8 protein-coding genes are annotated in these 12,837 nt (G+C 72.5%); all 8 read left to right on the forward strand.

Going from position 1 to position 12,837, the window contains the following annotated elements; genetic code table 11:
* Positions 1-154: 154 nt before the first annotated feature.
* Entirely contained in the window at positions 155-2,548 is a 2,394-nt protein-coding gene (locus ACZ404_RS15765) for an MFS transporter (protein WP_468440037.1), read from the forward strand.
* 156 nt (positions 2,549-2,704) lie between these two features.
* Complete coding sequence (locus ACZ404_RS15770; RefSeq protein WP_468440039.1) at positions 2,705-5,185, forward strand: ATP-binding SpoIIE family protein phosphatase; 2,481 nt, start codon at positions 2,705-2,707, stop codon at positions 5,183-5,185.
* A gap of 140 nt (positions 5,186-5,325) precedes the next feature.
* The gene (locus ACZ404_RS15775) at positions 5,326-6,045 is read left to right on the forward strand and encodes a methyltransferase domain-containing protein (RefSeq protein ID WP_468440041.1); all 720 of its coding nucleotides are present in this window, start codon (positions 5,326-5,328) and stop codon (positions 6,043-6,045) included.
* Between the two features lie 181 nt (positions 6,046-6,226).
* Positions 6,227-7,852 carry a glycosyltransferase family 2 protein gene (locus ACZ404_RS15780; protein WP_468440043.1) on the forward strand — a complete coding sequence of 542 codons (1,626 nt, stop codon included), beginning with the start codon at positions 6,227-6,229 and terminating at the stop codon, positions 7,850-7,852.
* A complete protein-coding gene (locus ACZ404_RS15785; protein WP_468440045.1) occupies positions 7,849-8,886 on the forward strand; it encodes a glycoside hydrolase family 26 protein in 1,038 nt (345 codons plus the stop codon). The genes ACZ404_RS15780 and ACZ404_RS15785 overlap by 4 nt, the downstream gene beginning before the upstream one ends.
* The gene (locus ACZ404_RS15790) at positions 8,883-10,628 is read left to right on the forward strand and encodes an ArnT family glycosyltransferase (protein ID WP_468440047.1); all 1,746 of its coding nucleotides are present in this window, start codon (positions 8,883-8,885) and stop codon (positions 10,626-10,628) included. The genes ACZ404_RS15785 and ACZ404_RS15790 overlap by 4 nt, the downstream gene beginning before the upstream one ends.
* Positions 10,629-10,705: 77 nt before the next feature.
* Positions 10,706-11,539 carry a M55 family metallopeptidase gene (locus ACZ404_RS15795; protein WP_468440049.1) on the forward strand — a complete coding sequence of 278 codons (834 nt, stop codon included), beginning with the start codon at positions 10,706-10,708 and terminating at the stop codon, positions 11,537-11,539.
* Entirely contained in the window at positions 11,532-12,836 is a 1,305-nt protein-coding gene (locus ACZ404_RS15800) for a M20/M25/M40 family metallo-hydrolase (RefSeq protein WP_468440051.1), read from the forward strand. Before ACZ404_RS15795 ends, ACZ404_RS15800 begins: the two co-directional genes overlap by 8 nt.
* Position 12,837: the final 1 nt, after the last annotated feature.

Consider the following 12,837-nt stretch of genomic DNA (forward strand, 5'->3'; position numbering starts at 1 on the left):
CCGCGCCGCCCGGTGACGGGGTGCCACGCGCGCCCCGTCACCGGTTCGGGTGGATCCCGGTTCGGATCGGGATGGTGCCGTAACTAGCCGTACTTGTTCGCAGTTGCCGCCTTACGCGGGAAAAGTGAGACAGGTGCGACGAGGGGAGCGGCAGGTGGGCGGGACGACTCTGGTACGGGACGAACCGGTCGCGGCGCCCGACGAGACACCCACGGCACCACAGGCGGAAGCGGCCGCGGCGGCCGCACTGGGTCCGCGCCGCGTCCGGCTGGTCTTCGTCGGGCTGATGCTCGCGCTGCTGCTGGCCGCGCTGGACCAGATGATCGTCGCCACCGCGCTGCCGAAGATCGTCGGTGAGCTGCACGGCCTGGACAGGATGTCCTGGGCGATCACCGCCTATCTGCTCACCTCCACCATCGGCCTGCCGCTGTACGGCAAGGCCGGCGACCTCCTCGGCCGCAAGGGCGTCTTCCAGTTCGCGATCCTGGCCTTCGTCGTCGGCTCCGCGCTCGCCGGGCGGGCGCAGAGCATGGACCAGCTCATCGCCTTCCGCGCGGTCCAGGGCGTCGGCGCGGGCGGGCTGATGATCGGCGTGCAGGCGATCATCGCCGACATCGTGCCGCCCCGGCAGCGCGGCCGCTACATGGGCCTCATCGGCGCCGCCTTCGGCCTCGCCTCCGTCGCCGGTCCGCTGCTCGGCGGCTACTTCACCGACCACCTCTCCTGGCGCTGGTGCTTCTACGTCAACGTGCCCTTCGGCCTGGTCACCCTGGCCGTCGTCACTGTCGTGCTGAAGCTGCCCCGGCCGCGGGCGAAGGCCCGGCTCGACGTGCTCGGCGCCCTGCTGCTCGCCGCCGCCTCCACCTGCCTGGTGCTGCTCACCAGTTGGGGCGGCACCGAGTGCGCCTGGGACTCGCGGGCGATCCTCGGTCTCGGCGCGGGCGCCCTCGCCGCCACCGCGCTCTTCCTCGTCGCCGAGCGCTTCGCCGCCGAACCCCTCATCCCGCTCCGGCTGTTCCGGGACCCGGTCTTCGACGTCACCGCCCTGGTCGGCCTGGTGATCGGGGTCGCCCTGTTCGGCGCGGCCAGCTATCTGCCGACCTTCCTGCAGATGGTCGACGGTGCCAGCGCCACCGGGTCGGGGCTGCTGATGCTGCCCATGATGGCCGGCATCGTCGGTGCCTCGATCATCGGCGGACAGCTGATCAGCCACACCGGGCGGTACAAGATCTTCCCCGTCCTCGGCGCCGCCGTCTCCACCGTCGGCATGTGGCTGCTGTCCCGCCTGGAAGCCGACACGCCCCGGCTGCAGTACAGCATCTGGATGGCCGTCCTGGGCGCCGGGATCGGCCTGGTGATGCCCGTGCTCGTCCTCGCCGTGCAGAACTCCGTGCGGCCCGCCGACCTCGGCACCGCCACCAGCGCCAACAACTACTTCCGGCAGATCGGCGGCAGCGTCGGCGCCGCCGTCTTCGGCACCCTCTTCGCCGGCCGGCTCACCGACGCCCTGCACCGGGAGCTGCCCGCGCGCGCGGGCGCCCGGCTGCCCGACCCGGAGTCCCTCACCCCGCAGCTCGTGCACGCGCTGCCCCCGGCCCTGCGCGAGGCGTACGTCCGCGCCTACGCCGACGCGATGCCCAGGATCTTCCTCTACCTGGTCCCGGTGCTGGTGCTCGGACTGCTCATCGCCTGCTTCCTCAAGGAGAAACCCCTGGTGTCCCACCACGCCGCCGAAACGGACCCCGCCCCCGTGACCGCCGCCGTCCCGCCGGCCCGCTCGCCGTACGCCGCAGGCATCCCCGTCTGCGGCACGGTGCAGCACCCCGACGGGACCGTGGTGCCCCGCGCGGCGCTCACCCTCATCGACGTCGCCGGGCAGCAGATCGGGCGCAGTGCGAGCGGTGACGACGGGCGCTACGCGCTCGCCACGCCCGGCGCCGGCTCGTACGTGCTGATCGCCGCCGCGGGAGGCCACCAGCCGCAGGCCGTCTCCGTGACCGTCGGCGAGCGGCCCGTCGAACTCGATGTCGTCCTCGGCGGCGCCGGACGCCTCGCCGGCGGCGTGCTCACCGCCGACGGCACCCCCGTCCGGGACGCCACCGTCACGCTGACCAACGTGCACGGCGAGGTCGTCGCCACCACCCGCAGCGGCCGGGAGGGCGGCTACGTCATCACCGAGCTGGTCGCCGGCGAGTACACCCTCGCCGCCAGCGCCCCCGCCTTCCGCCCCGCCGCCCTCCCGGTCACCGTCCAGGCCGCCCGGGAGACCCGGCAGGACATCGAACTCGCGGGCGGCGCCGTGCTGCGGGGCACCGTGCGGGCGAGCGGCGGGCGGCCCGTGGAGGACGCGCGCGTGACGCTCCTCGACGCCGCCGGCAACGTCGTGGACACCCTCACCACGGGAGGCGACGGAACGTTCCGGTTCGTGGACCTCTCCTCCGGCGAGTACACCGTCATCGCCGCAGGTTACCCGCCGGTCGCCACGGTTCTGCAGGTCGCGGGCGGCGGCCGTACCGAACGGGACCTGCAGCTGGGGCACGAGGACTGACGGGGGGCGCCCGCGGGGCGCCGAGCTGCGCGCCGGTGCGACGCGGTGAAACCAATTCCAGGAAATGCCACACATCGCGACCGGCCGCCGCCGTACCGTAGTGGCGGGCGGAACAGATCGTTTGCGAACAGCCTGCGGGGAGAGAGGGCCTGGGCCATGGACCATGGCAGCGAGCGGGACACACCTCCCGGCCGCGGCGCCGACGACGCCGCGGCGGGCAGGATCCCGCTTGCCGTGGTGGTGGTCGACCGCGACGGCCTGGTGTCCCACTGGAGCAGCGGCGCGCGCCGCCTGTTCGGCGTCGGCAGGGAGGACGCGGTCGGACACCCCGCCGCCGACCTGCTGCCCGTCTCCGGGGCGCTCCCCGAGGACCTCCACGGCGACGCGATGCCGGACGCCTACGGTCCCTACGAGGCGTACGACGGGCTCGGCCCCGACCTGGAAGCCTCCCTCGGCGGCCGCACCCACTTCCCGACGGCGGGCCGCGCCCGGGTCGCCCCGCCCAAGGCCGCCCGGCCCGGACCGGACACGGACGGCGAACGGCTCGACGTGCTGTGGTGGGCGTACCCGCTGATCGGACCCGGCCCCTTCCGGCTGCTGGTGCTGGCCGCCGACGCCACCCGGCTGCGCGACGAGCGCGGCCACGAGGACGAGAGCGCCGAGCGCATCTCACCCGGCTTCGCCCGCCACACCGAGCTGCCCGCCTCCGAGGAGCTGGAGCGGCGCCTGCCCGAGATCCTGCCCAACATGGGCCCGGGGCTCAGTGGCCGCATCGTCTCCCAGATCCTCGAACTCGGCTACCCGATCCTGGAGTTCAGCCAGTACGACCGGGTGCCCGTGACCCCGTACTGGGGCGTGCCGCGCCGTGCCGGACGAGCCCGCGCCGAGACCGCCGCCGTCCTGCCGCAGCAGCGCACCGCGCCCGTGGTCCCCACCGGTGCCGAGCAGGACCTCGAGTACGCGGCCGTGCGCGAGCGGCTGGAGTTCCTCAACGAGGTCAGCTCCGGCATCGGCTCCTCGCTCGACCTCCACGAGACCATCCGCGAGGTCACCAGCGCCGCAGTGCCCCGCTTCGCCGACTTCGCCGGCACCCATCTGCGGGCGGCCGTCCTGGCCGGCGAGGGCTTCCCGGACGGCCCGCCGGACGCGCACACGATGATGCACCGCGTCTGGGTCGAGCACAACGACGAACCGGGCCGCTGGGACGACACCGTGCCGGTCGGCGAGGCCTTCGCCTTCCCCGAGCACACGCCCTTCTACAAGTGCATGGTCACGGGCGAACCGGTCCTCGTCCCGCGGGTCACCGACGAGTTGGCGGGCCGGATCGCCGGCGAGTTCGAAAAGCGCGACCTCCGGCCGCTGATCACCCACCGCTCCCTGCTCATCGTCCCGCTGAAGGCGCGCAACGTCGTCCTGGGCTTCATGGTCCTGATGCGCCGCCCGGACCGCCCGCAGTTCGACGACATGGACCGCACCACCGGCGCCGAACTCGCCGCCCGCGCCGGGCTCGTGCTCGACAACGCCCGCATGTACACCTACCAGGAGAACGTCGCCGACACTCTCCAGGACAGCATGCTGCCGCAGGTCACCCCGCGGATGGCGGGCTGCGACGTGGCGACCCGCTATCTGCCCGGCACCCGGCTCGGCCGGATCGGCGGCGACTGGTTCGACACCATCAAGCTGCCCGGCTCGCGCACCGCGCTCGTGGTCGGCGACGTCATGGGCCACGGCCTGAACTCGGCGGCGATGATGGGTCAGCTGCGCACCGCCGTGCAGACCATGGCCGCCATGGAGACCCCGCCCGCACAACTGCTGCGCAACCTGGACGACCTGGCCCGGCGGCTCGGCGAGAACTACCTCGCCACCTGTCTGTACGCCGTCTACGACCCGATCCGCGGCGAGCTGCACCTCGCCAACGCCGGGCACATCCCGCCCGTCCTGGTGCGCGCCGAGGACGGCCGCAGCGAACTGCTCGACCTGCCCACGGGCGCGCCCATAGGCGTGGGCGGGGTCCCCTTCGAGGCCTCCGTCGTCCGTGTCGCGCCCGGTGACCGGCTGGTGCTGTGCACCGACGGCCTGGTCGAGGTGCGCGGCTCCGACATCGGCGAGGGGCTCGCCGCGCTCTGCGAGTCCGCCGCCCACCCCGCCGCCTCGATGGACGACGCCTGCGACACCATCATCCGCGCCCTGAACACCCGCGGCGGCCGCAAGGACGACGTCGCGCTGCTCATGGCCCGGCTCAACGGCATCCCCGACGACCACGTCGCCGAGTGGTGGCTCGACGCCGATCCGCGCGAGGTGGGCCGGGCCCGCCGCCTGGTCCGCGACCGGCTGCGGGAGTGGGGTCTGCCGCAGGCCGTGGAGACGGCGCAGCTGCTGGTCAGCGAGGTCGTCACCAACGCCGTCCAGCACGGCACCGGCGGCCGGATCGGGCTGCGGCTGGTCCGCACCGACGCGCTGCTGTTCGAGGTCACCGACGACGAGCCGGCCCTGCCCGCCATGCTCAGCACCGGACCGTACGACGAGTCGGGCCGCGGGCTGCGCGTGGTCAGCCGGCTGGCCCGCGAGTGGGGCGCCAGCGCCAGCGGACACCACAAGACCGTCTGGTTCGAACAGGGCGTCAACGGACGGCATTGACCAGGGGGCGCGCGCCCGGCCGCGTGCCCCCCACGGGTGGACCGGGGTCCGTACATCCGGTGAAGGAGACCCCGGCCCCTTGCCCAACCCGCGGCCGTCGCGATATCCCGATCACGGAACCGACCGTGGGGAGAAACGCAATGAACGTCTCGGACAACTACCGCAACGCCTGGGAGAGTTACTGGCGCGAGACCTCCGACGCCAGGGGCGAGGCCATCTGGGACGCCGATCCCTCCCTGACCGCCGAGCCGCACAGCGCGCTGCTCCTGCCGTACGCCGACAGCGCGCGCACCATCGTGGACCTCGGCTGCGGCAACGGCACCCAGACCCGCTACCTCGCCACCCGGTTCGCCCGCGCCGTCGGCGTCGACCTCTCGCACGCCGCCGTCGAGCACGCGCGCCGGGCCGCGGGCGGCGAGCCCGTCGAGTTCCAGCAACTCGACCTCACCGACACCGACGCCGTACGGTCCCTGCACGACCGGCTCGGCGACAGCAATGTGTACATGCGGGCCGTCATCCACCAGAGCGAACCGGCCGCACGTGCGTCGGTGGCCGCCGCCGTCGCCGAGCTCGTCGGCACCGAGGGCCGCGCGTTCGTCGTCGAGCTCACCTCGGGCTCCCGGAACGTCCTCCAGCGCGCCGCGTCGGACCCGGGCGGCCCCGGGCCCAAGCTGCGCCGGGTGTTCCACCACGGTCTCAAGCCGGCCGACGCCGACGACGAGGAGATCCCGCGCCTGCTCGGCGACAGCGGCCTGGAGATCCTCGCCACCGGCGAGACGACCCTGCCGCAGACGGAACACCTCGCGGACGGGACCCGCATCGACCTCCCGGCGCGCTGGTTCGTCCTGGCCGCAAAATGACGGGAAACCGGCCGGGGCGCTGAGGCGGAGCGCGGAGCGGGCCCGCGGTGGCCCGTTCCGCGCCCCCCGGGAGCCACGGCGTCTGACGCACGGTGACGGATTCCGGAGCCTGACGGTCCGTCCGTGATGAAGCCGTGTCCCTGCAGTGAAGAAGGGTCCGATAGCATTCCCTCGCTCATTCATGCGAAGGTGTAGAGGGGGGCCCTCAGCCGTGACCGTCCGTACGGCCGAAGTACGCAGCCGAGGGCGGCGGCGTGCTCCGCGCTCAGGGCGCCTGCAAACCCCGGTCGGGCTGCTGCCCACGCCGCCCGACGAACGGGAGAAGTACAGCTACGTCAAGCGCCACACCTGGGTGCTGACGTCCAGCTCCTTCATCGGTTTCGTCTGCGTGCTGCTCAGCCAGGCCGACACGGCCCGGCAGAGCTCCTGGATCTGGGTCTTCGCCCCCACTCTGTTCCTGGCCGTCGTGGGCTTCCTGATATCCATGCGGCTGGAGGCGTTCGCCCCCAGCTTCGACCTCAAGGCGCACCGCCGGCTGGTCCGCGGCTGGCAGCCCGGGCACTACCCGAGCGTGGACGTCTTCCTGCCGGTGTGCGGCGAGCCGATCGAGGTGCTGCACAACACCTGGCGGTACGTCCGGGTCCTCGCCGACACCTACCCGGGCCACGTCGAGGTGCTCGTGCTCGACGACGGGGACAGCGCGGAGGCGGCCGCCATGGCCGCCGACTTCGGCTTCCGCCACCTGGTCCGGCCCAACCGGGGCTGGATGAAGAAGGCCGGCAACCTCCGCCACGGCTTCGAGAACTCCTCCGGCGAGGCCATCCTCATCCTGGACGCCGACTTCGTCCCGCGCTCCGACCTGCTGCACGAGCTGATGCCGTACCTGGACGCCGACCCGCGCTGCGCCATCGTCCAGTCGCCGCAGTTCTTCCGGGTGCTGGACCAGCAGAACTGGATCGAGCGCGGCGCCGGCGCCGTGCAGGAGCTGTTCTACCGCTCGGTGCAGGTCTCCCGGCAGCGCAGCGACGGCTCCATCTGCGTCGGCTCCTGCGCGGTCTACCGGCGTGCGGCCCTGGACGAGATCGGCGGCACCAGCCTCATCGAGCACTCCGAGGACATGCACACCGGCTTCGACCTGCGCGCCCGCGGCTGGGACCTGCACTACGTCCCGCTCGCGCTGTCCACCGGCATGTGCCCGGACACCGTCGGCGCCTACTACAACCAGCAGTACCGCTGGTGCATGGCCTCCATGAGCATGCTGGGCAGCCTGCGCGAGTTCTGGCAGGTCAAGATGCGTTTCGCCAGCCGGCTGTGCTACATCTCCGGCTTCATCTACTACATCGAGACGGCCCTGCTGACCTTCACCACCCCGCTGATCGCGCTGACCCTGCTGGTGCACTACCCCGACCAGCTGCAGGCCACCAACTACTGGATGGTCCTGCCCAGCGTGCTCTACCTGACCGTGGTCTACCCCCTGTGGCACCGCAACCCCTACCGGCTGGAGGCCTGGGCGACCCGGGTGATGTACGGCTGGGCGCACGTCTTCGCCATCTGGGACGTGGTGCGCCGCCGCCCGATGGGCTGGCAGCCCACCGGATCCAGCGGGGCGAAGAAGAACAAGACCCGCCGGTTCTGGGGCGGGATGTGGCTGTGGAGCGCCCCCACCGCCGTGCTGTGGCCGGCCCTCGCCGTGTGGCGCATGAGCGGCGCCCACCCGGAGAACTTCGCACTGATGCTGGCCTCCGGCCTCTTCTACGCCGTGGCCGTCGCCCGGGTGCTCATCCAGCCGAAGGAGGTGGCCGCGTGACCGCCCGGATCCGCCTGTGGGTGGTCCTGCTGGCCGCCGTCGCCTGTCTCGCCGGCTGTGTGAGCTCCGGCCCGGCCCCCGTCGGCGCCGGCGGCGACGGTGCCCAGCCGGCCGTCTCGATGCCCGGCGGCGGCACGACGTACGCGCCCGCCCAGCCGTACGACGTCACGCCGCTGCTGCACCCCAAGGACAAGTACTTCGGCGCCACCTTCGACGGCGTCCCCAAGGACCTCGGTCCCGTTCAGGACTACGCCGCGCAGGTCGGCCGTACCCCGACGATGCTGGAGTACTACCTCGGCTGGGGCGACGAGCTCCAGGCCGACCAGACCCGCGCGGTGTGGAGGAACGGCCAGCTGCCCTACATCGCCTGGGAGCCGCACAAGGCCACCCTCGCGCAGATCGCCGACGGCAGCCAGGACGCGTACATCAAGGACACCGCCCGGACCCTGCGCGCGGTGAACGTGCCCGTGGCGATCAGCCTCGCGCACGAGATGAACGGCAACTGGTACCCGTGGGGCTACAAGAAGGCCACCGCCGCCCAGTTCGTCAAGGCCTGGCGTCATGTGCACGATGTCTTCCAGGACGAGGGCGTCTCCACGGTGATCTGGGTGTGGAGCCCCAACGTCGTCAACCCGGTGCCGCAGGTGGCTCTCAAGCCGTTCTGGCCGGGCGACGGGTACGTCGACTGGGTCGGCGTGGTCGGCTACTACGCGCGCACCGGGGCCCAGGACTTCGCGACGCTCTTCGGCCCCACCTTCCGGCAGATCAGGGCGTTCACCAAGCGGCCCTTCCTGCTCGCCGAGACCGGCGCCCAGCCGAACCCGCGCAAGAGCGCGCAGATCACGGAACTGCTGAAGACCGTCGCCGCCCGGAGCGACATCGTGGGCTTCATCTGGTTCGACCTGAACAAGGAGACCGACTGGCGGGTCGACAGCAGCCCCGGGACGCTCGCCGCGTTCCGCAAGGCCGCCCGTGACCACCGGTACGACCTCGACTTCGCCGCCCTGAAGCACACGAGACAGAAGCAGAAATGACCCACACGGAGCCCCCGACCGAGGCACCGGCAGGCCGGCGTGGCCACGGCCGGCCCGGCGGCGCGGCCGCACCGCACCGGCGCCCGGTGGTGGTGCACGAGGAGACCCTGCAGCTTCGGGTCCTGCCACCGCCGCCGCCGGAGGCCGACCCCGGCTACTCCTTCGTCGAACAGCCGCTGCCCGGCTGGACGCTGCCCCCGCCCGCCCACATGGGCTGGGCGGCCGACACGGGGCGGCGCCGCCGCCTCGTCGGCCTGGCGATCCTCGCGGTGATCCTGCTCGTGCAGGCCGCGCTGTCGCTGCGGCTGGCCAACTCGGCCTTCGAGGACGAGGCGCTGTACATCTGGGCCGGGCACGTGGAGATCGGCCAGCTCTTCTACGGGGCGCCCAACTACGGCGGGTTCGACACCTACTTCTCCGGCGCGCCGGTCCTGTACCCCGTGCTCGCCGCCGCCGTGGACTCCGTGCTCGGCCTCGCCGGGGTCCGGGCGCTCAGCCTGCTGTTCATGCTGACGGCCACCGCCTGCCTGTACGGGCTGACGAGGCGGCTGTTCAACGAGCGGGCGGGACTGTGTGCGAGCGCGCTGTTCGCCGTCTCCATGCCCACGCTGTTCCTCGGCCACTTCGCCACCTACGACGCCATGGCCGTCTGCCTGCTCGCCCTGACCGCCTGGCTCCTGGTGGTCGTCGCGCCCCGGCACTGGGCCCTGGCCGTCCCCGTGGCGCTCGTCGCCGCACTGGCGGTCGGCGTGAAGTACGCCTCCGCGCTGTTCCTGCCCACCCTCGTGCTGCTGTACGTGCTGGCCGCCTACCGGCACCACCATGTGCGCCGCGCCCTGGTGCGCGGCACCCTGTTCAGCGTCGCCACCATCGGCGTCCTGGCCGGCGCCCTGGTCTCCAGCGGCTACCTGGCGGCCATCCAGAGCACCACCACGGCACGCGCCCACGGCGACACGCCCACCTGGCAGATCGTCCAGGACTCCGCCCGCTGGGCGGGCCTGCTGGTCGCCGTCGCGCTGGTGGGCACGGTCACCTACGCCCGCACCGCCCGGCTCAGCGAGGTCCCGGGCTGGCGCCGGGCCGTCCCGGGCCGGCGCTGGCGCACCTGCCTCGGTGTGCTGCTCACCGGCACGGCGCTGCTGGCACCGGCGTACCAGATCCATCTGCACACCGAGACGTCCCTGCAGAAGCACATCGGCTTCGGGCTGTTCTTCGCCGCGCCCATGGCGGGCGTCGGGGTCACCCGGCTGATGGGCGCCCACGTCAAGTTCCCGCAGTGGGCCATCGCCGTCTACGTCGTCGCCCTCACCCTGGGCCTGAACCAGTCCGCCGCCTACTTCGGCAGCTGGCCGGACACCCGCTACCTGATGCCGCAGCTCTCCTACACCGTGCGCCCGGGACAGCACTGGCTGGGCGACCCCAAGGAGGGCCCGGTCTACTACCTCAGCCGGGAGGGCCACACCTCCTACCAGGACTGGCTGTCGTTCTTCTTCATCGACTACAAGACGCACGACGGCCGTCATCTGTCCGGCATCCCCGGCTATCGCGCGGCCGTGCGCGACGGCTACTTCGACGGGGTGGTGCTGGACTACTCCGGCGGCCTGCCCCCGGCCGAGGAGGCCGTGCGCCAGGAGATGCGCACCAGTGGGCGCTACCGGCTCAAGGGCTCGCTGCCCTACCGGACGTCCACGGGCACCGGACACTTCGAGATCTGGGTCCGGCAGGGCGCCGGCCGGGGCTGAGACAACCGGGTGCGGCCGGGCCGCCCGGGCCGCCCCGTCGTGGCCCGGCCGCGTCCCGGCGCGTAACGTGGCGCACCATGAAGATCCTGATCAGTGCGGACATGGAGGGTGCCACCGGCGTCACCTGGCCGGCCGACGTCCTCCCGGGGACACCGCAGTGGGAGCGGTGCCGGTCGATGTTCACCTCGGACGTGAACGCCGCCGTGCTCGGCTTCTTCGACGGCGGGGCGGAGCAGGTACTGGTGAACGAGGCCCACTGGACCATGCGCAACCTGCTGCTCGAGCAGCTCGACGAGCGGGTCGAGATGCTCACCGGACGGCACAAGGCGCTGTCCATGGTGGAGGGCGTGCAGCACGGCGACGTGGACGGCATCGCGTTCGTCGGCTACCACGCGGGCGCCGGCATGGAGGGCGTCCTCGCCCACACCTACCTCGCCAACCAGATCACCGGGGTCTGGGTGAACGACGTCCGCGCGAGCGAGGGCCTGCTGAACGCCCACGTCGTCGCCGAGTACGGCGTCCCCGTCGTCCTGGTCACCGGCGACGACCTGGCCTGCGAGGACGCGCTCGGGTACGCACCGGAGGCACTGAAGGTCGCCGTCAAGGACCATGTGTCCCGATACGCGGCGGTATGCCGTACCCCGGCGCGGACCGCCGCCGACATCCGCGCGGCGGCCAAGGAGGCCGCGCGGCTGGCCGTCCGCCACGAGCCGGTGCAGGGCGGGCCGTTCACCGTCGCCGTCGAGTTCGACGCCGAGCACCTGGCGATGGCCGCCACCGTCGTGCCCGGCGTCGCCCGCACCGGTGAGCGGAAGGTGGCGTACACCAGCGACACCATGTACGAGGGAATCCGGACCTTCAAGGCGGTCACCACGATCGTCTCGGCCGCGGTGGAGGAGCAGTATGGCTAACGCACAGGCACTGGACGAGGTCGTCGAGTTCACCTCCGGCCTGATCCGGATCGACACCACCAACCGGGGCGGCGGCGACTGCCGTGAGCGGCCGGCCGCCGAGTACGCGGCGGAAAGGCTGGCCGGCGCCGGACTGGAACCGCTGCTGCTGGAGCGGACCCCGGGACGCACCAACGTCGTCGCCCGGATCGAGGGCACCGACCCCGCCGCCGACGCGCTGCTCGTGCACGGCCATCTCGACGTGGTGCCGGCCGAGGCCGCCGACTGGAGCGTGCACCCCTTCTCCGGGGAGATCCGGGACGGCGTGGTGTGGGGGCGCGGCGCCGTCGACATGAAGAACATGGACGCGATGATCCTGGCGGTCGTCCGCTCCTGGGCGCGGCAGGGCGTACGGCCCCGCCGCGACGTCGTCATCGCGTTCACCGCCGACGAGGAGGCCAGCGCCGAGGACGGCTCCGGGTTCCTCGCCGACGAGCACCCGGAGCTGTTCGAGGGCTGCACCGAGGGCGTCAGTGAGTCCGGTGCCTTCACCTTCCACGACGGCGCCGGGCGGCAGCTCTACCCGATCGCCGCCGGGGAGCGCGGCACGGGCTGGCTGAAGCTCACCGCGCGCGGTCGTGCCGGGCACGGCTCGAAGGTGAACCGGGAGAACGCGGTGACCCGGCTGGCCGCCGCCGTCACCCGCATCGGCGAGCACGAGTGGCCGCTGCGCCTCACCCCGACGGTCACCGCCGCGCTCACCGAACTCGCCGCCGTCTACGGCATCGACCCCGACTTCCGCAACGTGGACCGGCTGCTGGAGAAGCTCGGCCCGGCCGCCAAGCTGGTCGAGGCGACCGTGCGCAACAGTGCCAACCCCACCATGCTGGAGGCCGGTTACAAGCTCAACGTCATCCCCGGCGAGGCGGTCGCGTACGTCGACGGACGGTATCTGGCGGGCGGCGAGGAGGAGTTCCGCGCCACCCTCGACCGGCTCACCGGCCCCGACGTGGACTGGGAGTTCGCCCACCGGGAGGTCGCCCTGCAGGCGCCGGTGGACTCGCCGACGTACGCGAAGATGCGGGCCGCCGTCGAGGAGTTCGCACCCGAGGGGCACGTGGTGCCGTACTGCATGTCGGGCGGCACCGACGCCAAGCAGTTCTCGCGGCTCGGCATCACCGGCTACGGCTTCGCACCGCTGAAGCTCCCCGAGGGCCTCGACTACCAGGCACTGTTCCACGGCGTGGACGAGCGCGTCCCCGTGGAGGCGCTGCACTTCGGCGTCCGCGTCCTCGACCGCTTCCTGCGGACGGCCTAGC

The sequence above is a fragment of the Streptomyces sp. NPDC030798 genome (genome assembly GCF_055572275.1).